This is a genomic window from Pseudomonas sp. W4I3 (assembly GCF_030816195.1).
Lineage (GTDB): Bacteria > Pseudomonadota > Gammaproteobacteria > Pseudomonadales > Pseudomonadaceae > Aquipseudomonas.
In genome coordinates, this window is sequence record NZ_JAUSXS010000001.1 from 1,971,799 (window position 1) to 1,994,949 (window position 23,151).

The following is a 23,151-nucleotide window of genomic DNA, read 5'->3' on the forward strand; positions in this document are numbered from 1 at the left end:
GTGCGGTCGATCAGCTTGATGGGCGTGTTGCTGTTGCTCGGCGGCGTTGTCGCCGTAGGTGTGTGGCGAGGCTGGGTGCCGTTTCCGAATGAGTGGAACCCCTGGGCGCCGCTGGATGTGGGCGCCAGTCCGAACCTGTTGACGCGCTACAAGTTGGGGCGGCTGCAGGATGATCCGGTTCTGTGCGATCAAGTGCTGAAAACTTCGGGATTGCGCGTCAGCCGTCAGGCGGACTCGCCCGCCGGCGCCGCCTGCCCGTTGCGCAACACGTTGAGGGTACAGGGCGCGGAGGTTGGCTTGAGCAGCAGCTTTTTGGCCAGTTGCCCACTGGCGGTAGCGTTTGCCTTGTTCGAACGCCATAGCGTGCAACCGGCCGCTCAGGCGATATACGGCCAGGCGGTGATGCGAGTCGACCACTTGGGCAGTTTCGCCTGTCGCAATATCTACAACCGCGCCGAAGGCCGACTCAGCCAGCACGCCTCGGCCAATGCCCTGGATATCGCCGGGTTTCGCCTGGCCGATGGACGCAGTATCAGTGTGCTCAAGGGGTGGCCGGGGGAAGGCGCTGACGCACGGTTTCTGCGTCAGGTGCGTGACAGCGCCTGTCACGCGTTCAATGGGGTATTAAGCCCGGACTATAACGCCGCGCACCGTAACCATTTCCACCTGGATATGGGAGGCTGGTGGGTGTGTCGCTAAGGGTCAGGCAGCCAGGCGCAGGTTGTTGGCGATCAGCGGGCGTGCCCAGTAATAGTCAAAATCCAGGGCCTTCTGTTGCGCCATCCGATCTTCTTCAGTGAAGGGCGTCGCGGCCGGTGGCAGCAAGTCCAGCTCGAACTCGGCAATCGGCAGGTGCAGTGGGCGAGGTTGTGGCGCCGGGCCGGGTTCAGCCACGGGGTTGCCCGCATTCAGGACAATCGGCCGTACCCAACCGCTTTCGAAATGCTGCTGGCGTTGCTGGGCGATGATTTCTTCATCGGCGAAGGGCGCTGCCGCGGGTGGCAGCAACTCGGTCTCGAATTCGGCGATCGGCAGGAACAGCGGTTCAGGCGGGGCGATCTCGGTGTCTTTCACGTCGCACCCACGCTGGGTGAGAATCTGCGCCAACAGGTCGGCGCCTTCGCTGGGCTCCACCGCGGGATCTTTCGCTGCAGATGCCGTGGCGGCAAGCGCGCCCGGCGTGGCGCCGAGCTGCTCGGCCAGGGCGCGGGCGAAGAAGTCCTGCCACACATGGCTCACCCCGGCCAGCGCTTGAGTATTGCGCAGGCCGTAGTGGTTGTGGGTCGGCAGTACACCGATGGTTAGGGGAAGAATGTCTGACATTTTTCTCGGTCGACGCTCAGCTCTGGCAAAATACCTGACTGTTGTTTTTATCGGCCGCTGTTTGCCGATCCTTAATATTTTTGAGCGTAGCGATTGATGAGCGAACAACCAGCGGCCAGCCGCATTCGGGTCGAGGCTTTGGCCGAAGGATTCCAGGCCCGTGCCGAGCAGTGGGCGGCGCTGCTTGGCTTGCCTGTGCACCTTGCGGATGCGGATTTTTCCCTGCAGGTCGGGGAACAGGGCCTGCAATTACAACAGCTCGGGCCTGACGCGCCGGGCCCGGTGCGAGTCGACTTTATCGAAGGCGGCGCGGCGCACCGGCGACTATACGGCGGCGGCAGTGGGCAGATGATCGCCAAGGCTGTGGGCATCGCCCAAGGCGTTCGCCCACGCGTGCTTGATGCCACGGCGGGCCTTGGCAAGGACGCCTTCGTGCTGGCCAGCCTGGGGTGTGACATGAGCCTGGTCGAGCGTCAGCCGCTGATTGGCGCTCTGCTTGAAGACGGCCTGGCACGCGCTGCGGACGATTTTGAAGTGGCGCCGATCGTGGCGCGGATGAAGCTGCTCAAGGGCAACTCCATCGACGTGATGCTCAATTGGGAGGGCGAGCCGCCGCAGGTGATCTACCTCGACCCGATGTTCCCGCATCGTGAGAAAACGGCATTGGTGAAGAAGGAAATGCGCCTGTTTCGGCCGTTGGTCGGTGACGACCCGGACGCTCCGGCACTATTGGCTGCCGCCCTGGCCTTGGCCAGCCATCGTGTGGTGGTCAAGCGCCCGCGCAAGGCGCCGTGCATCGAGGGGCCCAAGCCGAGTCACGCGCTGGAGGGCAAGTCCAGTCGCTATGACATTTATCCTAAAAAAGCACTCAAGCCTTAAGTCTTAAGCTGCAAGCAAAAGCGCGCTCAACTTGCCGCTTGCAGCTAACCACTTGCCGCTTCTCCTCGCCCATACGCCCGCATAAACAACCCCACCACCTCCTGCACATGGGCCTCGGCGTCCGTCTCACTCAACTGCCCGCCGCAGCCATACAGCAGACGGAAGTTTGCCGTGCCTTTGAGCAGGCAAAAGAAGTGCTCGGCAGCCTTGAAGGGTTTGTCGATGCTCAGAGCGCCACTCTGGTCGATCCGACTGAGCAGGCGCTCCATGCCTTGCAGCATGCGCATCGGCCCTGCCTCGAAGAAGATCTGTGAAAGTTTCACGTCCTGATTGCCGGTGGTCATCATCAGGCGATGCAGGTTCACCGATTCTTCGCTGTTGATCAGCCGATGGAACCCGCGCGCAATGTTCAGTAATACGGTTTGCACGGGCATGGCTTCGGGTAGCTCGAAGTACATCACCGGCAATTGTTCCTCGCACTTGGCGACAACGGCGGCAGTGAACAGGGTTTCTTTGTCAGTGAAGTGGCTGTAGACGGTCAGTTTCGACACGCCCGCTTCCAGCGCCACGGCGTCCATGCTGGTGCTTGCATAGCCATTGCTCAAAAACAGAATTTTCGCGGCATCGAGAATTGCCTGGCGTTTTGCCATGTCCTTGGGACGCCCGGGGCTGCTGGTGTTTACAGGATTGTCGGACATTTGCACCTTTAATACTGGACTGCTGAGTTTGGTATTAATAACATACCGGCCAGTATAATAATTCCTAGCTTCATTTGCGAAAGGTCCTACAGCATGCGCAGTACTTTCCTGCCCCTTGCGTTGCCTGTCAGTCTGGTTTTCCTGTTAGCCGCTTGCGGCCATGAGGAAGCGGCTCAAACCACCGTCCGCCCGGCCATGGTGGTGCAACCCCAGCCTACGGCGCAGGCAATGGACAGCTACCCAGGCGAAGTGCGCGCCCGTTATGAGCCGGACCTGGCCTTTCGCATCGCTGGCAAAGTCAGCAAGCGCCTGGTGGAGGAGGGCGAGCGGGTCAAGGCCAACCAGCCACTGGCAGAGCTGGACCCGCAAGATGTGCGCCTGCAACTGGAAGCCACCCGTGCGCAAGTGGCCGCCGCCGAGGCCAACCTGAGCCTGGTGCGTGCCGAACGTGACCGCTACAAGACCCTGATGGACCGTCAGATGGTCAGCCGGTCCCAGTACGACAATTCTGAAAATCTTTATCGATCAGGCGTTGCACGCCTCAAGCAGATCAAGGCTGAATTCGACGTGTCCAGCAACCAGGCCGGCTACGCTGTGCTGCGCGCGCCCCAGGACGGTGTCGTCGCCAAGCGCGCGGTGGAAGTGGGCCAGGTCGTCTCCGCGGGCCAAACCGTGTTCACCCTGGCCACCGATGGCGAGCGTGAAGTGTTGATCAGCCTGCCCGAGCAAGGCTTCGCTCGCTTCAAGGTTGGCCAGCCGGTGTCGGTTGAGTTGTGGAGCCAGCCGGATCAACGCTTTGCCGGGCGCATCCGCGAGCTCTCGCCCGCCGCCGATCCGAAGTCGCGCACCTTCGCCGCACGGGTGGCTTTCACGGAGGGCAAAACGGCGGCGGAACTCGGCCAGAGCGCCCGCGTATTCATACAGGCTGACGGTGTGATTGCCCTGTCGGTGCCGCTGTCGGCCCTCAGTGCGCAGGACGGCGCGTCCTACGTCTGGCGTGTGGCGCCGGACAATACCCTCAAGCGCACACCCGTGCGCATCGGCGCGTTTGGCGAGAAGACCGTGCCGGTACTCGAAGGCCTGACACCCACCGACTGGGTCATCGCCGCGGGTGTGCACGTGCTGCATGAGGGCCAGCAAGTGCGGCCGGTGGATCGCGCTAACCGCGTGGTGAATCTGGCGGCGAAGGAGTAGTCCCCGATGGGTTTCAATCTTTCCGAGTGGGCGTTGCGTAATCGCCAGATCGTACTGTTCCTGATGATCCTGCTGGCGGTGGTCGGCACCTTGTCCTACACCAAGCTGGGGCAAAGCGAAGACCCGCCCTTCACCTTCAAGGCCATGGTGATCAAGACCAACTGGCCGGGCGCCACGGCCCAGGAAGTCTCACGCCAGGTCACCGAGCGCATCGAGAAAAAATTGATGGAGACGGGCGAGTACGAGCGCATCGTCTCGTTTTCGCGCCCCGGTGAGTCCCAAGTCACCTTCATTGCTCGCGACTCCATGCACTCGGCGCAGATTCCCGAGCTGTGGTACCAGGTGCGCAAGAAGATCAGCGATATTCGCCAGACCTTGCCGCCGGATATTCAGGGGCCGTTTTTCAACGATGAGTTCGGCACCACGTTCGGTAACATTTACGCCCTGGCCGGTGATGGTTTCGACTACGCCGTGCTCAAGGACTACGCCGACCGTATCCAGATTCAGCTGCAACGGGTACCGGATGTGGGCAAGGTCGAGCTGCTCGGCCTGCAGGACGAGAAGATCTGGATCGAGCTGTCCAACCTCAAGCTCGCCACCCTCGGCCTGCCATTGGCCGCTGTGCAGCAGGCCTTGCAGGAGCAGAACGCGGTCTCGACCGCCGGTTTCTTTGAGACCCCGACCGAACGGGTGCAATTGCGGGTGTCCGGCAATTTCAAGACCGTGGAAGCGATCCGCAGCTTTCCTATCCGCGTTGGCGACCGCACTTTCCGCATCGGCGATGTGGCCGATATCCACCGTGGTTTCAATGACCCGCCTGCACCGCGCATGCGTTTCATGGGTGCTGACGCTATCGGTCTGGCCGTGGCCATGCGTGATGGCGGCGACATCCTGGTGCTGGGCAAGGCGCTGGAAAACGAATTCGCACGATTGCAGAAGAATCTTCCGGCAGGCATGGAGCTGCGCAAGGTCTCGGACCAACCGGCAGCGGTGAAAACCAGTGTCGGCGAATTCGTCCAAGTGCTGGCTGAGGCGTTGGCCATTGTGCTGCTGGTGAGCTTCTTTTCCCTGGGCGTACGCACCGGCATGGTGGTGGCCCTGGCGATTCCGTTGGTGCTGGCGATGACCTTCGCCACCATGTATTACCTCGGCATCGGCCTGCATAAAATCTCCCTGGGCGCGCTGGTATTGGCCCTGGGCTTGCTGGTGGATGACGCGATCATCGCCGTGGAAATGATGGCGATCAAAATGGAGCAGGGCTACGACCGGCTCAAGGCCGCGAGCTTCGCCTGGACCAGCACCGCATTCCCGATGCTGACCGGCACGTTGATCACCGCTGCGGGCTTTTTGCCGATTGCCACGGCGCAATCGAGTACCGGTGAGTACACCCGTTCGATCTTCCAGGTGGTGACCATTGCATTGCTGGCCTCATGGGTCGCCGCAGTGGTATTTGTGCCGTACCTGGGCGAAAAGCTGCTGCCGGACCTGGCTAAGATTCATGCCGCCAAACACGGCTCGGATCGGCCTGACCCCTACGGCACGCCCTTCTATCAACGTGTCAGGCGTCTGGTGGAGTGGTGCGTGCAACGGCGCAAGACGGTGATCGTCCTGACCCTGCTGCTGTTTATCGGCTCGGTGGGGCTGTTTCGTTTCGTGCCGCAGCAGTTCTTCCCGGCCTCGGGTCGCCTGGAATTGATGGTCGACCTGAAACTGGCCGAAGGCGCGTCGTTGAGCGATACGGCCGAGCAAGTCAAACGCCTCGAAACCCTGCTTAAGGAACACGCCGGCATCGATAACTACGTGGCCTACGTGGGCACCGGTTCGCCGCGTTTCTACCTGCCCCTCGATCAGCAACTGCCGGCTGCCAGCTTTGCGCAATTTGTGGTGTTGGCACACACCATCGAAGAACGCGAAGGCCTGCGCACCTGGCTGATCGAAACGCTGAACGAACAGTTTCCCGACCTGCGTTCGCGCGTTACCCGCCTGGAAAACGGCCCGCCCGTGGGCTACCCAGTCCAGTTTCGCGTGACCGGCGAGCACATCGAAGAAGTCCGCGCCCTGGCGCGCAAAGTCGCGATCAAGGTTCGCGAAAATTCTCACGTGGTCAACGTGCATCTGGACTGGGAAGAGCCGAGCAAAATCGTTTATCTGAATATCGACCAGGACCGCGCCCGCGCGCTGGGCGTAAGCACCGCCAACCTGTCGAAGTTCCTGCAAAGCTCCCTGACCGGCTCCACGGTCAGCCAGTACCGCGAAGATAACGAGTTGATCGAAATTCTCCTGCGCGGCACGGTCCATGAGCGCACTGAGTTATCGCGGCTGTCCAGCCTGTCCGTGCCGACCGATAACGGTAAAAGTGTGGCCCTGTCGCAGATCGCCACCCTTGAGTATGGTTTTGAAGAAGGCATCATCTGGCACCGTAACCGCCTGCCTACGGTGATCGTGCGCGCCGATATCTACGGCAAGGAGCAACCTGCGACCCTGGTCCAGCAGATTCTGCCGACCCTCGAAGGCGTGCGCGCCGAGTTGCCTGACGGCTATTTGCTGGAGGTCGGTGGCACCGTCGAAGATTCGGCGCGCGGACAGAACTCGGTGAAAGCCGGCGTGCCATTGTTCATCGTGGTGGTGCTGACCTTGCTGATGCTGCAACTGCGCAGCTTCTCACGCACAGCCATGGTGTTTCTCACAGCACCCTTGGGCTTGATCGGCGTAACGCTGTTCCTGCTGGTGTTTCGTCAACCCTTTGGTTTCGTGGCGATGCTCGGCACCATCGCGCTGTCGGGGATGATCATGCGCAACTCGGTGATCCTGGTCGACCAGATCGAACAGGACATCAAGGCGGGACTGGCGCCCTGGCAGGCGATCATCGAAGCCACCGTGCGACGCTTCCGGCCGATCGTGCTCACCGCACTCGCCGCGGTACTGGCGATGATTCCGCTGTCACGCAGTGTGTTCTTCGGGCCGATGGCGGTTGCCATCATGGGCGGGCTGATTGTGGCGACAGCGTTGACCCTGCTGTTTTTGCCGGCGTTGTACGCGGCCTGGTTCAGGGTCAGGAAGGAGGTTGGGTGATTGATCGATACCACGCGCAGCTGGTTTACGCGCTGATGCAAATAGGCACGCAGCCATGTGGAACGCCGACGCCTGCCGCTCCACTCAGAGATGCCTGATGAACAGGCAGGAGCCTCGGTATCGCTATAGGGCGGCCGGGGCTGTTTCACTGAGCTTATGGAGTTTCATATGTCATTTTTCACCGCGATTGCGGCTTTCAAAGGGGCGTTTCTCGGGGCCTTGCTGGGCAGCAATCTGCCGCGCCATGAAGTGGGTGCCGCAAAACCGCACAGGCCTGATCATGGGTACTCGGGTCATCACCACGGACTTCGTTATGGTCATAACCCACCTGCCAAACCACATCATGGGCGGCCTTATCCGTCCCATCCGACGTTCAATGAACATCAGTCTCCCACCAGAGTTTTGTACTCACTGTTTCGTTGAGCCATTAAGCACCCTGGCTTGAAACCACTGCGCCAAAGCCCTTTACAAGCGGCCTTGGCGCAGTAGTTGAGCGGTGTCGTCGAGGAATTACAGCGCGCCGAACACCTTCTTCGCCAAACTGGTGGCTGCCGCTGCGGGATTCTTGCGAATCGTTTCTTCCTGCTGCGCAATCATTTTGAACAAGCCATCCAGCGCCTGTTCGGTCACGTAATTTTCAACATTGGCGCTTTTGGCGTCCACTGCGCCAAACGCAGCCGCCTTGCCGGCGAGCGCGTTGTACTGCTGGGCCACGCCGACCTTGTCGGTGGCGGCCTTGACGATGGGCAGGAATTTGGCGCGGATCTGTTCGCGGCTGCTCGTGTTCAAGTACCGGGTGGCGGAGTCCTGGCCGCCGCTGAGGATGCCTTTGGCATCGGTCACGCTCATGTTCTTCACGGCATTGACCAGAATCGGCTGAGCCTGGGTAACGGCGGTTTCCGCCGCTTTGTTCATGCTGGTTTCCAGCTGGGTGACCTGATCGCCCATGCCGAACATCTTGAGCTTGTCAGCGACCTTGCCGAGCTTCCCCGGCAGGCCGATCTTCACGTCGGGGTTATTGCTGAAACCGCCGGGCGTACCCAGTTGCTTCACGGCGATCTGTGCGCCTTGGGTCAAAGCGTCCTTGAGGCCGCCGCTGGCGTCGCCCTGGGACAGGCTGCCAAGGTCCAGCGCCATGGCGTTGGCACCGAGCAGCAGGCCGGCGAGCAGGGCAGTGAGGCGAAGAGGGTTACGGAGCATGGGCGCTTCCTTGTGGTTGAGTTCAGTGGGCTACAGCGTCGACGCGCAAGCGCAGTGGCTGTTGATCCTGGCCGTTAAGCTGCACGGCGTGACGTTCAGTGGTGATGAACAGTAGCTTGCCGTCCACTTCGATGCGAGCACTGACCGAGTAGCTGTGGCCAGGCTTGACGTGTGCCGGGTCATAGCTCAGGTGAAACGGCAGCGGCACCTGGCCTTTGACCGGGCCTTTCTGTTCGGCCAGGACCACGGCGGGGGCGTCCATCAGCGACACGTCTTGCAGGCTGACGCTCAAGGTCGCGGTAGGCGGCAGGGCGATGCGTTGCAGGTAGAACACTTCGCCGTCCAGGCTGGCCTTGGGGGCAGGGGACATGGATTGGCAGGCTCCGAGCAGGGCAGTGAGGCCCAGAAGAATGATTTTTTTCATGGTGCAGCTCCTTTTCAACGGCGCCGGCAACTGCCCGGCGCCTTGTTCAATCTAGCGGGTTTACGCAGGTTCCACCGCTTGCTCGGCCGCGCCATCGACGCGATGCAACGCCACCTGGCGGATCGACAGGCGAATGTCCGCCGGCAGTACCCGTTTGGCCGCGCCTTCAGCCAGCTCGCCGAGCAGGTCGTGGTAGCTCAGCTTGCCGGCTTCATCACGGCGCAGCACATCTTGCTCCAACAAGGTCTGGATGAAATGTCGGAATAGGCTCTTGTCGAAGAATTCCGGGGCATTGAGGCCGTGCAGGATCGACAGCCGCTGGGCCATGATCGTGCACAGGTCTTCCAGCTCTTCGGCGCTGATGCTGTTCTGGCCGCTGTTGAGCAGCAGCGAAATGGCCATGTAAAAGCGTTGCAGGGTCTGGGCGATACTCTTGGACAGCAGCGTCAGCAGCACAAAATGCCGCGAGCTCGGCGCCGGGCGCAGGTACACGTTGTTTTCGAAGCGCAGCAGGCCCTGTTCGACAAACGCGTCCAGCCATTGGTCGACCACGGCATCCAGCTCCTCCAGCGGCCAGCGGATAAACAGCTCCGATTGCAGGTACGGATACAGCGCCTGCGTGTAGCGCAGGATCTGCTCGCGGCTCATGCGCGAACTGCTCTGGAAGAAGCTCGCCAGCAGCGCCGGCAGGGCGAAGATGTGCAATACGTTGTTGCGGTAATAGGTCATCAGGACGGCGTTTTGCTCATCCAGATAGACGATTTTACCCAGGGCATCGCTCTGTTCCGAGAGCAGGTTCATGTCCTTGACGTGCTTGATCAGCGCGAGGCCATCGCCGTCCGGCAGGGTGGTGTGCGGCGAATAGGGCACGCGGCGCAGCAGCGCCAGATACAGGTCCAACTGGCGGGCCATGGCTTGCTCATCCAGGGCCAGGCGGGTGGTCGACAGTAGCGCCAATGCCACCAGGTTCACCGGGTTCACCGCCGCGGCTTCGTTCAGATGGCGCGCCACCCGCTCGCCGAGGCGGTGGGTGGTTTCATTCAGCCACGCCGGCTTGTAGTTCGGGCCCAGTTCCTGAGCGCGCCAATCCGGTTGCTCGTTGTCGAGAAATTCCGCCAGCTTGATCGGCTCGCCGAAGTTGACCGCGACCTGGCCGAAGCGCTGCTTGAGCGCGCCCACCACTTTGAAAATATCGAAGATCGACTCTTTCTTCTTGCTCGCACCGCGCAGTTCACCGAGGTAGGTACGACCTTCCAGCACGCGTTCATAGCCGATGTACACCGGCACGAACACGATAGGCATGCGCGAAGAGCGCAGAAAACTGCGCAGGGTGATCGCCAGCATCCCGGTTTTGGGCTGCAGCATGCGCCCCGTGCGCGAGCGTCCGCCTTCGACGAAGTACTCGACGGGGAAGCCTTTGGTAAACAGGGTGTGCAGGTATTCGTTGAACACCGAGGTGTACAGCGGGTTGCCCTTGAAGGTGCGGCGCATGAAAAACGCACCGCCACGGCGCAGCAGGCTGCCGATCACGGGCATGTTCAAGTTGACGCCGGCGGCAATGTGCGGCGGGGTCAGGCCGTTCTTGAACAGCAGGTAGGAAAGCAGCAGGTAGTCGATATGGCTGCGGTGGCACGGCACGTAGATTACTTCGTAGCCCTGCGCAACCTGCTGCACGCCCTCGATGTTGTTGACCTTGATGCCGTCGTAGATCTTGTTCCAGAACCAGCTCAGCACCACTTCCAGGAAGCGGATTGCGGTGTAGGTGTAGTCCGAGGCGATCTCGTTGCCATAGCGCAGGGCCAGGGCCTTGGCTTTCTCCGGCGAGATTTTTTCGCGCTCGGCTTCATCGGCGATGGCTTGGCGCACCAACGGCATGTTCACCAGGCCCTTTACCAGGTTGCGGCGGTGAGACAGGTCGGGCCCGATCACGGCGGTCTTCAGGTTACGAAAGTGCACACGCAGGATGCGCTGGGCCATCCTTACGGTGCGTTCGTGCCCTTTATTGTGCTCGATCAATTCACGCAGATTGATAGGCGCGGAGAATTGCACACGGGTCTTGCGACCGAGGATCAGGATGCTCAACAACCGGCGCAAGCGCCCGGTGACCGCCCAGCTGTCGGCGAACAACAGTTTCCACGGGCTGGACTCACTTTCAGGCGATTGGCCCCAGAACACGCTGACCGGAATGATTTGTGCATTCTCTTCGGCATGTTCGGTCAGCACATTGACCAGGCGCGTCAGGGTCGGCGGTGCGCCGCGCTTGTCCTGGCGGCCGAGCCAGTCCGGGTCCGGCGTCAGGTAAAAGAACGCCGCGGGTTCCATCAACGGGCCGACCGATACCGGCAGCACCGGGCGCGGCAGGCCGGCCTTGGTGCACTCGGCGTCGACCACGGCCAATTCGGTCAGGGAGGGCGATTGCAGGACGTAGAACACCGGCCGGCTGCGGTCCAGGTTTAGGGTTAGGGACGACTGGTTGATCGTCTCCGAGCGAACCCAGAGGTACAGCAGTCGACGCAAGGTGCCAAACACCAGGCGACGGAACGGGGAGCGGGTCATAGGCGAGCTGCTTCAAGTGGGAATAAACCGGGCAGATGCTCGGGCAGGTAGTGTGCCGTATTCGCCGAAAATCGGCAAAAAAGCGGCGATGTAAAGTTGGGTTGATGGTTTTTGAACCTGTCTTATACTCGGCAGTTCAACCTCAGCGACTCAATAATAAAAACCAGTGGGAGTGAACAGATGACAACGCGCGAAACCGGCAATGTGAAGTGGTTCAACGATGCCAAGGGCTATGGCTTTATCCAGCGTGAAGATGGCAAGGATGTGTTCGTGCACTACCGCGCCATTCGCGGTGACGGTCATCGCTCATTGGCCGAAGGCCAGCAGGTGGAGTACGCCGTGGTGACCGGCGAGAAGGGGTTGCAGGCCGAGGATGTGGTGGGTCTTTAAGACCACCGCTGGACCCCTGTGGGAGGGGGCTTGCCCCCGATTGCTGAGTGTCAGTCGCTGAATAAATCGACTGATCCACCGCTATCGGGGGCAAGCCCCCTCCCACATTTGATTGGGTTCGCAGCTTGGAATCAGGCGGTTTTCCAGGTGATCTGTTCTTCACCGTCGGCGCTGATGCGAATCCAGGTGTCGGCGCTGTCCTCGCCTTCTTCCTCGACCCAGGTCCCCGGTGCGCAGCGCACTTCAACGTTCAGCGCGGCAAACGCGGCGCGGGCGCAGGCGATGTCGTCGCCCCACGGAGTCTGGTCGCTTTCCAGGAACAGGCTGTTCCACTTGCCGACGGCTTTTGGCAGCCAGGTCACCGGCACGTTGCCGGCCTTGCACTTGTAGGTCTGGCCCTTCTGGACCCAGTCGGTGCACGGGCCCAGGGCGGCGCCCAGCCAGGCGGCGATGGCCTTGTGGTCGACGTCGGCGTCCTTCAGGTAAATCTCAATATCGGGTTGGCGCATGGATGTTCCTCGTCGCGGGATTCGAAAATCCATTCGCGGGTACTGAAAAGTCGGTTATTGAAGCACGAAATAATCGTAGCGCATCGACACGGTGACCTGCAGCGGCTCGGCGGCTTCGATCACCTCGTTGCGCCGCTCTGCACTGGCGCGCCAGCCGTGGGGGGTCATGGCCAGCAGATTGGCGCGGTCCTTGGGTTCGGCCAGGCTCAGGGTGAATTCAAGGAGTTCGCTGTGCGCCAGGCTCATGCCATCCGGCACCAGTGCCAGGTGTTTGTCGTCGGTGTACTCGCGCACTTCGTCGTACAAGCGCTCGCGCAATTCCATCAGATGGCCGCGGGTAGGGCCGACCTTCATCAAGCCGCCACCTGGGCTGAGCAGGCGCTTGGCTTCCTGCCAGTCCAGCGGGCTGAACACGCTGGCGAGAAACTGGCAACTGGCGTCGGCCAATGGGATGCGGGCCATGCTGGCGATCAACCAGGTCAGCGCCGGGTTGCGCTTGCACGCCCGTTTGACCGCTTCCCTGGAAATATCCAAGGCGTAGCCGTCGGCATGAGGCAGGGCGTCGGCGATCTGCGCGGTGTAGTAACCCTCGCCGCACCCGATGTCCACCCAGCGTTGCGGCGCGCGTTCAGCGGCCAGCTCGGCCAGGCGCCGGGCCACAGGGGCGTAGTGCCCGGCATTGAGAAAGTCGCGACGCGCCTCGACCATCGCCAGGTTGTCGCCCGGGTCGCGGCTGTTCTTGTGCTGCACCGGCAACAGGTTCAAGTAACCCTGACGTGCGCGGTCGAAACGGTGCCCGGCGGGGCACGCCACGCCGTTGTCCACCGGGTTGAGCGGGGCGCTGCAAAGGGGGCAGGCGAGCATCAGGCGAGCAACTTGATCAGGGTCTGGTAGTAGATTTCGGTCAACACATCGAGGTCGCTGGCGAGGATGCGCTCGTTGACCTGATGGATCGTTGCATTCACCGGGCCCAACTCGACCACTTGCGTGCCCAGGGTCGCGATGAAGCGGCCATCCGAGGTGCCCCCGCTGGTGGACGCCTTGGTCTCACGACCGGTGATCGCCTTGATGCTGGCCGAGACCGCGTCGAGCAATGCGCCCGGCTCGGTAAGGAATGGCAGGCCCGACAGCGCCCAGTCCAAATGCCAGTCCAGGCCGTGTTTATCCAGGATCGCGGCCACCCGTTGCTGCAAACCTTCCACGGTGGATTCGGTGGAAAAACGGAAGTTGAACACCGCCGTCAGGTCGCCGGGAATCACGTTGGTGGCGCCGGTACCGGAATTGAGGTTGGAAATCTGGAAGCTGGTCGGCGGGAAGAAGCTGTTGCCGTCATCCCAATGCTCGGCAGCGAGTTCGGCCAATGCCGGTGCGGCCAGGTGGATCGGGTTCTTCGCCAGGTGCGGATACGCCACATGGCCCTGCACGCCGCGCACGGTCAGGGTGGCGCCGAGGGAGCCTCGGCGGCCGTTCTTGACCACGTCACCCACCAGCGTGGTACTCGACGGTTCGCCGACGATGCACCAGTCCAGGCGCTCCTTGCGCGCGGCCAGGCGTTCGATCACGGCCTTGGTGCCATGGTGCGCCGGGCCTTCTTCATCGCTGGTGATCAGGAAGGCCACCGAGCCCTTGTGGTCCGGGTAGTCGGCGACAAAACGCTCCGACGCCACCAGCATCGCCGCCAGGCTGCCTTTCATGTCCGCCGCGCCACGGCCGCACAGCATGCCGTGTTCGTCGATCAGCGCGTCGAACGGATCGTTCTGCCAGGCCTGCACCGGGCCGGTCGGCACCACGTCAGTGTGGCCGGCAAAGCACAGCACCGGGCCTTCATGTTTGCCATGGGTGGCCCAAAAGTTATCCACATCTTCGATGCGCATCGGCTCGAGCGCAAAACCGGCGTCGCCCAGGCGCTGCATCATCAGCTTCTGGCAATCGGCGTCGATCGGTGTGACCGACGGGCGACGGATCAGGTCGATGGCGAGTTGAAGGGTCGGCGAAAGGTCGGCATGGGCCGTCATGGGAAAACTCCGGAAAGCGTGTTTGGAAGAGCAGAGCGGGCATACAAAACGGCCGTTATCTTATAGCAAAACGGCGACCAGAGGCCGCCGTTTAGTGGATTGCGCAAGTTTTTACGCAGCGGGTGCGGGCTCAGCCTTCGCCGCAGGTTTGGGCAGTGAAGACAGGAACGCCATGATCAGCGCCGCCACATACGGCAGCGACTGCACCAGCAGCATCACCACCCAGAAGCGCATGTCATTGCTCGGCAGGCCCTGCACCAGGTAGATCCCCAGCGCGGCGCCCCACAACAGCAGCATGATGAACATCTCTTCGCGGGCTTCGGAAATCGCTACCCAGAAGCCGTGGTTATCGGCGTTTTTCGGCGTGCGAAAGAACGGAATGCTGGTGGTAAAGAAACCGTACAGCACCGCCTTGGCAATGGTGTGCGACAACGCCAGGCCGGCCAGGGCCGCGCAAAATGCATCCTTGAGGTTGACCCCGACCGCACGGCGGTAGAGGAAGATGATCTTGCCCACCTTGAACACGAACAATGCCAACGGCGGAATCGCAAAGATCAGCAACGGCGGATCGACACGGGTCGGCACGATGATCATCGCCGCCGACCACAACAGCGCGCCGACGGTGAAGAAGATGTTCATGCCATCGGCCACCCACGGCAGCCAGCCCGCGAGGAAGTGATAGCGCTGGCCACGGGTCAGCTCGGTGTCCTTGCCGCGCAGCAGGCTGGCGGTGTGGCGCTTGATGATCTGAATCGCGCCGTAGGCCCAGCGGAAACGCTGTTTCTTGAAGTCGATAAAGGTATCGGGCATCAGGCCTTTGCCGTAGCTGTCGTGGTAATACGCCGCCGACAAGCCTTTCTCAAACACGCGCAGGCCAAGTTCCGCGTCTTCACAGATGCACCAGTCGGCCCAGCCCAGCTCTTCGAGCACCGAGCGACGGGTCATGGTCATGGTGCCGTGCTGGATGATCGCGTCGCGGTCGTTACGGGTGACCATGCCGATATGGAAGAAGCCTTTGTATTCCGCATAGCAGAGCTTCTTGAAGGTGCTTTCGTTCTGGTCGCGGTAATCCTGGGGCGACTGCACCACGGCGATTTTCGGGTCGGCGAAGTGCGGCACCATGTGCTTGAGCCAGTTGGGCGACACGCAGTAATCGGAGTCGATCACCGCGATCACTTCGGCGTCCTTGGCGGTGTGCGGAATCAGGTAGTTCAGCGCGCCGCCCTTGAAACCGGCCAGTGGCGCGACGTGGAAGAACTTAAAGCGCGGGCCCAGGGTTTCGCAGTAGTCGCGCACCGGCTCCCATACCGCCGGGTCCTTGGTGTTGTTGTCGATGATCAGGACTTCGTAGTCCGGGTAATCGAGTGCGGCCAGGGCGTCGAGGGTCTGTTTGACCATTTCCGGCGGCTCGTTGTAGCACGGCACGTGGATCGACACTTTCGGGCGGTAGTCCGATTCCCCTTCTACCGGCAGGAATTCACGCCGGCGCTTGTGAGTCCACACTGCTTCCGCCAGTTCGTGGGCTTCGGTCAGCAGCACGATGAATACGCCCATGGCACCCAGCGCCAGCAAGAAACCGACGGTCAGGCTGAACCAGGTGCTGTATTGCTGGCTGTAGTCGTAGCCGATCCATACCAGCACCGACCCGCACAGGAACGCGATAAACGTCAGGAAGGTACGGCCGCGCTGGCGCAAGGCCGAACCGTCGATCATCAACAGGGTCAGCGACAGCAGGGCCAGTACCACCGAGCCGATCGCCAGCACGCGCCATTGCGGAATGGCGACCACCGGCCCTTCAAAGTTGAATTTCTGCTGGCGCGCGGCGTTGTACACGCCCCAATAGGCGCCAGCGGAACCTTCATCGCTGACTTTCCACGGTTGGTCGAAGGCTTCGATCACGAAATAGTTGAAGCCTTGGCGATTGAGCTTGTTGACCAGTGTGCGCAGGTAAATCGCCTGGTCTGCTGGCGACGATTCATTGCCGCCGCGCATGCGCCCGTTACTTGGCCAGCCAACTTCCGACAGCAGCAACGGCTTTTTCGGGAACATCTTTTTCAGGTCCCGGGCGCGGTCGAGTACGTACTGGCCGGCCTTGTCCATCGGAATGAATTCCCAGAACGGCAGGATGTGCGCGGCGATCAGGTCGACGTGCTTGGCCAGTTGCGGGTTCTTTTCCCAGATGTGCCATTGCTCGGAGGTGGTCACCGGCACTTTCACGGCGGCGCGCACCCGGTCCAGCAGCACAATCAGCGCCTCGGGGGTGATCTCTTCACGGAACAGCGCCTCGTTACCCACCACCACGCGCACAACGCTGCGCGAGCTGTTGGCGATCTCGATGGCGCGCTGGATTTCGCGTTCGTTGCGCTCAAGATCGGGGCTGATCCAGATACCCAGGGTCACGCGCAGGCCGAACTCTTCCGCCAGCTTGGGGATATCGCCCAGGGTGCCGTCGACCGAGTAGGTACGGATGTTGTCCGTCAGCTTGCTCATGATCTCGAGGTCACGACGCATCTGGTCGTCGCTCGGGTATTGGTTCTTCTGCGGATACTGGCCTTGCTGGAACGGCGAGTAAGAAAACCCGGAGATCTGTTCAGGCCAGTTGGGGGTAGTGACGGGGCGGTTGATCAACGCCCAGAAGCCAGTGAACAGTGCGGCAATAGCCAGCACCACCACCAGGTTGAGTCCAAATTTACGCGATGACATGGCGATTTCGGGTTCCAAAGGGTGTGGAACGAAAAGAGGTGTCGGCCTGCGCCGAACGGCGCGCATCCTACACCGGCCTTTCCCTGAGCGTACAGCAGACAGAGAAAAGCCGGACGTTAGTCCGCGAATGTCCACCTAAGTTCTTTACTTGTAGCTTGTCGCTTCGAACTTGTCGCTGCGTAGTCCATAATGCGCGCCGGTTTTTGGGGTAATGGTCATGAGCACAGAAGATCCACGGTTTGCAGGCGTCGCCCGCTTGTATGGCATTGAAGGCCTGGAACGCTTGAAAGCGGCCCATGTGGCGATCGTCGGCGTCGGCGGCGTGGGCTCGTGGGCGGCGGAAGCCATCGCCCGCTGCGGGGTGGGCGAGATTTCGCTGTTTGACCTGGATGACGTCTGCGTCAGCAACAGCAACCGCCAGTTGCATGCGCTGGACAGCACCGTGGGCAAACCCAAGGTCGAAGTGATGGCCGAACGCCTGCGCGGCATCAACCCGGCGTGTACGGTGCATGCGGTGGCGGACTTCGTAACGCGCGACACCATGGCCGAGTACATCACCCCGAACATTGATTGCGTGATCGACTGCATCGACGCGGTCAACGCCAAGGCGGCGCTGATTGCCTGGTGCAAACGCCGCAAAATCCAGATCATTACCACCGGCGGCGCCGGCGGGCAGATCGACCCGACGCTGATCCAGGTGTGTGACCTGAACCGCACCTTCAACGATCCGCTGGCCTCCAAAGTGCGCTCCACGCTGCGACGGGACTATGGATTCTCACGCACCGTGACCCGTCATTACAGCGTGCCGTGCGTATTTTCCACCGAGCAACTGCGCTACCCCAAGCCCGATGGCAGCATCTGTTTGCAGAAGAGTTTCGTCGGCGACGGCGTCAAGCTCGATTGTGCCGGTGGCTTTGGCGCGGTGATGATGGTGACGGCCACGTTCGGCATGGTGGCGGCGACCAAGGCGGTGGACAAGATTGTGGCCGGGGTGCGCCGGCCGTCGGAGCGGGTCAAACCCGCCTGAATCGAAGCATGTTGTTCAGCCCAAAATGTGGAAGGGGCCTTGCCCTAATGCCAGTCAGTTAAGCGAAAGCGGTTCAATGTAGGAGCGAGCTTGCTCGCGAAAAACGCCTAGGCAACGCGTTCATTCTGGATAAACGCGGGGGCCCTGAGTTCTTCGCGAGCAAGCTCGCTCCTACAGTGAACCAATTTCAGTTTTGGGTCTGGCTCAGGGAACGCATGCGCTGCAGGACTGCATTGAGGCCATTGCTGCGTGACGGGGAAAGTTGGCGCGACAATCCCAGTTGATTGAACCAGTCAGGCAGGTCAACGGCTTGCAACTGCGCAGCCGACAACCCATTGACCCGTGCCAGCAACAGCGCCACCAGGCCACGAATCATCCGCGCCTCGCTGCTGGCGGCAAACTGCCAGTGACCGTCCTCCAGACGTCCCACCAACCACACCAGGCTTTCGCAGCCGTGCACCAGGTTGGCGTCGACCTTGTCGGCCTCCGCCAGAGCCGGCAGCCGCTCGCCCCATTGCATCAACAGGCGTGCGCGTTGTTCCCAGCTGCCTATGGCCTGGAACGCTTGCAGTGCGGCCACCGCGTCCGTCGGCAAGCTCATCGCAACATATCCAGCGCCTGGTCCAGTGCTTCAAAGAAACGCTCCAAGTCGTCGGAGTCGTTGTACAGCGCCAGGGACACGCGAATCGCCCCCGACAACTGCAGTGCCTTGAGCAGCGGCATCGCACAGTGATGACCGGCACGCACGGCAATTCCCTGCTCGGTCAGCAGGTGTGCGAGGTCGGCGTTATGCACGCCCTCGACCACAAAGCTGACCAGCGCCACCTGCGGCGCGCCCAATACGCGCACGCCGTTGCGCGCCTTCAAGCCGCGCAGCAGATAATCGTGCAGCGCCGCCTCATGCTTGACCACGGCCTGTTGATCCAGTGAAGTCAGGTAATCCAGCGTGGCGCCCAGGCCGATCACGCTGGCAATCGGCGGCGTACCTGCTTCAAAACCCAGCGGGGCAGGGCGGAAGCTGGCGCTGTGGTAATCGGCCTGTTGCACCATCTCGCCACCAAACTGCCAGTGGCGCAAGTGATGCAAGACCTCATGGCGGCCATATAACACGCCGACTCCGTCCGGGCCGTATAGCTTGTGGCTGGAAAATACATAGAAGTCGCAGCCCAGGGCCTGCACGTCGTGGCGGCCGTGGACGATGCCTTGGGCGCCGTCGATCACCGTCAGTGTGCCGTGGGTGCGGGCCAGCCCGAGCAAGGCGTCGAGCGGTTGCCAGGCGCCGAGTACGTTGGATAGCTGGCTTACCGCCAGCAGTCGGGTACGCGGGCCGATCAGCCGGGCGGCGGCCTCGAGGTCAATCACACCGTCAGCGTCCAGTGGCAATACCACCAACGTCAGTGCGCGACGTTTGGCCAGTTGCTGCCAGGGCAGCAGGTTGGCGTGGTGCTCCAGGGCGCTGATGGCAATCTCATCGCCCGCATTGAATAAGTGCTCCAGGCCGTAGGCCAGGAGGTTCAGCGCAGAGGTTGCGCCGTGAGTAAATACCACCTGCCCGCTGTCGCCTGCATTCAACCACTGCGCAACCTTGCTGCGACTGTCTTCAAACGCCTGGGTCGCGTGGGCACCCGGCAGATGCTGGGCACGGTGCACATTGGCTGCGCCATTGGCGTAGTAATGGCTGATTGCATCCAGCAGGGCTTGGGGTTTTTGCGTGGTGGCGGCGTTGTCCAGGTAGGTCTGGTCCTGCCGTTGCAGGGTGGCGATGGCTGGAAAGTCAGCGCGCCAGGGGGAGGGCACAAGCATGATGTTCAAGACTCGTATAAGCGAGCCGCACCCTGACGGTGCGGCTCGCTGGGGGCATCGAGTGGCTGCTTAGTTGTGAGCGTGCAGCGCTTCGTTCAGTTCGATGGCCGATTTGTGGGTTTTGCACTCCACGGCACCGGTCTCGGAGTTGCGACGGAACAGCAGGTCCGGCTGGCCCGCCAGTTCACGCGCCTTGACCACTTTGACCAGTTGGTTCTTCTCGTCCAGCAAGGCAACCTTGGTGCCGGCGGTGACGTACAGGCCGGACTCCACGGTGTTGCGGTCGCCCAACGGGATACCGATACCGGCGTTGGCGCCGATCAGGCAGCCTTCGCCGACCTTGATCACGATGTTACCGCCACCGGAGAGCGTGCCCATGGTCGAGCAGCCGCCGCCCAGGTCCGAACCCTTGCCGACGAACACGCCAGCCGATACGCGGCCTTCGATCATGCCCGGGCCTTCGGTGCCGGCGTTGAAGTTGATGAAACCTTCGTGCATGACGGTGGTGCCTTCGCCCACATAGGCACCCAGGCGCAGGCGGGCGGCGTCAGCGATACGCACGCCGCTCGGCACCACGTAGTCGGTCATTTTCGGGAATTTGTCCACTGAGAACACTTCCAGCAGATCGCCGCGCAGGCGCGCTTCCAGCTGGCGTTCGGCCAGTTCAGCGATATCGATGGCGCCCTGGCTGGTCCAGGCCACGTTCGGCAGCTGCGGGAACACACCGGCCAGGCTCAGGCCGTGAGGCTTGACCAGGCGATGGGACAGCAGGTGCAGCTTGAGGTAGGCCTCAGGCGTGGAGGTCAGCGCGGTGTCTTCGGCCAGCAGGGTCGCCACCAGCGGGGTGTGGCTTTCGGCCAGGCGGCTGAGCAGGGCGGCTTGGGCGGCATCGACGCCTTTGAGCGCGTCGGCCAGTTGCAGGGCCTGGGTGACGGTGAAGCTAATCGCCTGGTTGCCTTCGGTGTAACCGAGGATCGGCGCGATGGCCGCGACGATCTCAGCCGATGGGTTGAGCAAGGGCTGTGCGTAAAACACTTCCAGCCAAGCACCTTGGCGGTTCTGAGTGCCGACGCCGAAGCCCAGGCTGAACAGGGAATTGGACATGCTGTTACCTCTACAAAAATGGAAAAGGCTGACCTACTTGAGGGCCGCCGAATAACTATCTGGCTTGAAGCCAATCAGGGTTCTGTCACCGAGATCGAGCACCGGGCGCTTGATCATCGAGGGTTGTGCGAGCATCAATTCAATGGCTTTCGACTGATCGAGATCGGCTTTGCGTTCGTCTTCGAGTTTGCGAAAGGTGGTGCCCGCACGGTTCAAAACCACCTGCCAACCGTGCTCGTTGCACCATTGGGTCAAGTGTTCGCGGTCGATACCGGCCGTTTTGTAATCATGGAACTCATAGCTCACAGCGTGCTCATCAAGCCAGGTGCGCGCCTTTTTCATGGTGTCGCAGGCTTTGATGCCGAAAAGGTGCAAGGTTTTGCTTGAAGCAGTCAAGGAATTGCCCCCTTTGGACGAATGAAAAATGAAAGATCGCGGATTATGCCACGCTCAGCGCATTTCGGCGCCGCCCGTCAGCAGGGTGCGACTTTTGTGCAAAAGCCACCGCGCAGCATAGACGCCTAATATGGCACTTCAACGGCCACGTGTTGCCTGATGTGTGTCGTTGCAAGTCGATTGTCTGGGAAACCGCTTTATGCAAACCGCCTACACCGTTCTTATCCTGCTGATGCTGGTCAGCGTTTCGCGTCTGGTCGGACGCATCATTCCCCTCCCGCTGCCGCTGGTGCAGATTGGCGCCGGGGCGCTGCTGGCCTGGCCCACGCTGGGGCTGCACGTGGCGCTGGACCCTGAGCTGTTCCTGTTTCTGTTCCTGCCGCCGCTGCTGTTCTCCGATGGCTGGCGCATGCCCAAGCGTGAGTTGTGGCGCTTGCGCGGGCCGATCCTGACGCTGGCCGTAGGGCTGGTGCTGTTTACCGTGGTCGGCGCGGGTTATTTCATTCACTGGATTGTGCCGGCGATTCCGTTGCCGGTGGCCTTCGCCCTGGCCGCCGTGTTGTCGCCGACGGATGCCGTAGCGGTGTCGGCGATTTCCCAGAACCGCTTGCCCACGCCCTTGATGCACATGCTTCAGGGTGAGGCCTTGATGAATGACGCGTCGGGCCTGGTGACCTTCAAGTTTGCCCTGGCTGCCGCCCTGACCGGGGTGTTTTCCCTGGCCGATGCCAGCCTGACCTTTGTGTTGGTGGCCGTGGGTGGGCTCGCGGTCGGTGTGGCGTTGAGCTGGCTGGTCGGTCGCCTGCGCGCCTGGATGATCGCGCGCGGATGGGATGACCCGGCCACCCACGTGGTATTCATGTTGCTGCTGCCGTTCGCTGCCTACGTTCTGGCGGAACGCCTGGGCGCGTCGGGCATTTTGTCGGCGGTGGCGGCGGGCATGATGCAAAGCTGGCTGGACCTGCTGCCGCGTCAAACCAGTACACGGCTGCTCAATCGCAGTGTGTGGTCGCTGCTGGAGTTTGCGTTCAATGGCCTGATCTTTCTGCTGTTGGGCCTGCAACTGCCGGACATCATTAAGGCAGTGGTGAGCCATGAGACGACAGTGTGGCCGACCTTGATGTATCGCTGCCTGGACGTAGTCGCGATCTTCGTGGTGCTGGTGGTGTTGCGCTTTATCTGGGTGCAGAGCATCTGGCGGCTGTCAGGCCTGCTGCGTCGTGTGCGTGGCAAACCCGAGCTGACCTTGGTGCCCACGGCACGCTCCTGCTGGTTGCTGACGGTGGGCGGTGTGCGCGGTGCGGTGACACTGGCGGGCGTGATGTCGGTGCCATTGCTGCTGGCGCCGGGCCAGGCTTTTCCGGAGCGCGACCTGCTGATCTTCATCGCGGCCGGCGTCATCCTGTTGTCGCTGGTGGCCGCTTGTATCGCGCTGCCGCTGCTGCTTCGAGGCATTGAAAAGAGCCCCGATGAGAAGCGGCACCGAGAGGTTCGTGACGCCTGGAAAAAAACCGCCGTGGCGGCGATCCATGCGCTGGAGGCCGAAGAACCTGATGAAGGCGCACTACCGGATGCGGCTCAAGCGGCGTTGGCCACTGAGCTCAAAGCGCGGTTGATGTCGGAATATCGCCACCAGCTTGAGGTATTCAACGATTCCGCCGAAGCCCAGGCACTGGCGCTGCAGATGGATCACTTGGAACGCAAGCTGCGGCTCAAGGGGCTGCGCGCGCAGCGGCTGGAATTGTACCGTTTGAGCCGCCAACACCAGATTGGCGATGACGTGTTACGCGAGGTCCTGGCGGATCTGGATATGAGTGAAGCGAACCTGGGGAGCGTCAAGTAGTTCTGCTTTCGCTCA

20 protein-coding genes are annotated in these 23,151 nt (G+C 61.6%); 7 read left to right on the forward strand and 13 right to left on the reverse strand.

Annotation, left to right across the window (positions count from 1 at the left end; all coding sequences use genetic code 11):
• Positions 1–18: 18 nt before the first annotated feature.
• On the forward strand, positions 19–699 hold the full coding sequence (locus QF045_RS08940; RefSeq protein WP_373424475.1) for an extensin family protein: 681 nt from the start codon (positions 19–21) through the stop codon (positions 697–699).
• Between the two features lie 3 nt (positions 700–702).
• On the opposite strand, the gene QF045_RS08945 is transcribed toward QF045_RS08940, so the two are convergent.
• Positions 703–1,323 carry an energy transducer TonB gene (locus QF045_RS08945; RefSeq protein ID WP_306491892.1) on the reverse strand — a complete coding sequence of 207 codons (621 nt, stop codon included), beginning with the start codon at positions 1,321–1,323 and terminating at the stop codon, positions 703–705.
• Positions 1,324–1,419: 96 nt separating this feature from the next.
• Here QF045_RS08945 and QF045_RS08950 point away from each other — a divergent pair, with 96 nt between their 5' ends.
• Positions 1,420–2,202 (forward strand): class I SAM-dependent methyltransferase, encoded by a 783-nt coding sequence (locus QF045_RS08950; protein ID WP_306491893.1) that lies wholly within the window; start codon positions 1,420–1,422, stop codon positions 2,200–2,202.
• 44 nt (positions 2,203–2,246) lie between these two features.
• Here QF045_RS08950 and QF045_RS08955 read toward each other — a convergent pair whose 3' ends face one another.
• Entirely contained in the window at positions 2,247–2,900 is a 654-nt protein-coding gene (locus QF045_RS08955) for a TetR/AcrR family transcriptional regulator (protein ID WP_306491894.1), read from the reverse strand.
• Positions 2,901–2,993: 93 nt separating this feature from the next.
• On the opposite strand from QF045_RS08955, the gene QF045_RS08960 reads away from it, so the two are divergent.
• Positions 2,994–4,094: an efflux RND transporter periplasmic adaptor subunit gene (locus QF045_RS08960; protein WP_306491895.1), complete on the forward strand. Its 1,101-nt coding sequence runs from the start codon at positions 2,994–2,996 to the stop codon at positions 4,092–4,094.
• Between the two features lie 6 nt (positions 4,095–4,100).
• Positions 4,101–7,166, forward strand: a complete 3,066-nt coding sequence (locus tag QF045_RS08965) for an efflux RND transporter permease subunit (protein ID WP_306491896.1) — start codon at positions 4,101–4,103, stop codon at positions 7,164–7,166.
• A gap of 510 nt (positions 7,167–7,676) precedes the next feature.
• Here QF045_RS08965 and QF045_RS08970 read toward each other — a convergent pair.
• From QF045_RS08970 to plsB, 3 genes are read right to left on the reverse strand one after another with little or no spacing between them, the layout of a single operon-like run.
• Positions 7,677–8,366: a DUF4197 domain-containing protein gene (locus QF045_RS08970; protein ID WP_306491897.1), complete on the reverse strand. Its 690-nt coding sequence runs from the start codon at positions 8,364–8,366 to the stop codon at positions 7,677–7,679.
• Positions 8,367–8,388: 22 nt separating this feature from the next.
• A complete protein-coding gene (locus QF045_RS08975) occupies positions 8,389–8,790 on the reverse strand; it encodes a YbaY family lipoprotein (protein ID WP_306491898.1) in 402 nt (133 codons plus the stop codon).
• Between the two features lie 60 nt (positions 8,791–8,850).
• Positions 8,851–11,346, reverse strand: coding sequence for a glycerol-3-phosphate 1-O-acyltransferase PlsB (gene plsB / locus QF045_RS08980; protein ID WP_306491899.1), 2,496 nt, complete (start codon positions 11,344–11,346; stop codon positions 8,851–8,853).
• A 180-nt stretch (positions 11,347–11,526) separates the two neighbouring features.
• On the opposite strand from plsB, the gene QF045_RS08985 reads away from it, so the two are divergent.
• Positions 11,527–11,736, forward strand: a complete 210-nt coding sequence (locus QF045_RS08985; RefSeq protein ID WP_065886074.1) for a cold-shock protein — start codon at positions 11,527–11,529, stop codon at positions 11,734–11,736.
• 131 nt (positions 11,737–11,867) lie between these two features.
• On the opposite strand, the gene QF045_RS08990 is transcribed toward QF045_RS08985, so the two are convergent.
• The 4 genes from QF045_RS08990 to QF045_RS09005 all read right to left on the reverse strand — a co-directional run bounded on the left by QF045_RS08990 (position 11,868) and on the right by QF045_RS09005 (position 16,963).
• Entirely contained in the window at positions 11,868–12,245 is a 378-nt protein-coding gene (locus tag QF045_RS08990; protein ID WP_306491900.1) for a hypothetical protein, read from the reverse strand.
• 54 nt (positions 12,246–12,299) lie between these two features.
• Positions 12,300–13,109 carry a putative RNA methyltransferase gene (locus QF045_RS08995; protein WP_306491901.1) on the reverse strand — a complete coding sequence of 270 codons (810 nt, stop codon included), beginning with the start codon at positions 13,107–13,109 and terminating at the stop codon, positions 12,300–12,302.
• Positions 13,109–14,260, reverse strand: a complete 1,152-nt coding sequence (gene dapE, locus QF045_RS09000; protein WP_306491902.1) for a succinyl-diaminopimelate desuccinylase — start codon at positions 14,258–14,260, stop codon at positions 13,109–13,111. The genes QF045_RS08995 and dapE overlap by 1 nt, the downstream gene beginning before the upstream one ends.
• A gap of 111 nt (positions 14,261–14,371) precedes the next feature.
• Complete coding sequence (locus tag QF045_RS09005) at positions 14,372–16,963, reverse strand: glycosyltransferase (protein ID WP_306491903.1); 2,592 nt, start codon at positions 16,961–16,963, stop codon at positions 14,372–14,374.
• 217 nt (positions 16,964–17,180) lie between these two features.
• On the opposite strand from QF045_RS09005, the gene tcdA reads away from it, so the two are divergent.
• The gene (gene tcdA, locus QF045_RS09010) at positions 17,181–17,990 is read left to right on the forward strand and encodes a tRNA cyclic N6-threonylcarbamoyladenosine(37) synthase TcdA (RefSeq protein ID WP_124385439.1); all 810 of its coding nucleotides are present in this window, start codon (positions 17,181–17,183) and stop codon (positions 17,988–17,990) included.
• A gap of 187 nt (positions 17,991–18,177) precedes the next feature.
• Here tcdA and QF045_RS09015 read toward each other — a convergent pair whose 3' ends face one another.
• From QF045_RS09015 to QF045_RS09030, 4 genes are all read right to left on the reverse strand, one after another.
• Positions 18,178–18,591, reverse strand: coding sequence for a SufE family protein (locus QF045_RS09015; RefSeq protein WP_306491904.1), 414 nt, complete (start codon positions 18,589–18,591; stop codon positions 18,178–18,180).
• Positions 18,588–19,793 carry an aminotransferase class V-fold PLP-dependent enzyme gene (locus QF045_RS09020; RefSeq protein WP_306491905.1) on the reverse strand — a complete coding sequence of 402 codons (1,206 nt, stop codon included), beginning with the start codon at positions 19,791–19,793 and terminating at the stop codon, positions 18,588–18,590. Before QF045_RS09020 ends, QF045_RS09015 begins: the two co-directional genes overlap by 4 nt.
• Positions 19,794–19,862: 69 nt before the next feature.
• On the reverse strand, positions 19,863–20,897 hold the full coding sequence (gene dapD, locus QF045_RS09025; RefSeq protein WP_306491906.1) for a 2,3,4,5-tetrahydropyridine-2,6-dicarboxylate N-succinyltransferase: 1,035 nt from the start codon (positions 20,895–20,897) through the stop codon (positions 19,863–19,865).
• 33 nt (positions 20,898–20,930) lie between these two features.
• Entirely contained in the window at positions 20,931–21,293 is a 363-nt protein-coding gene (locus QF045_RS09030; RefSeq protein WP_053137275.1) for an ArsC family reductase, read from the reverse strand.
• Between the two features lie 199 nt (positions 21,294–21,492).
• Between QF045_RS09030 and QF045_RS09035 the strand changes: the two genes are divergently transcribed.
• On the forward strand, positions 21,493–23,136 hold the full coding sequence (locus QF045_RS09035) for a Na+/H+ antiporter (protein WP_306491907.1): 1,644 nt from the start codon (positions 21,493–21,495) through the stop codon (positions 23,134–23,136).
• Positions 23,137–23,151: the final 15 nt, after the last annotated feature.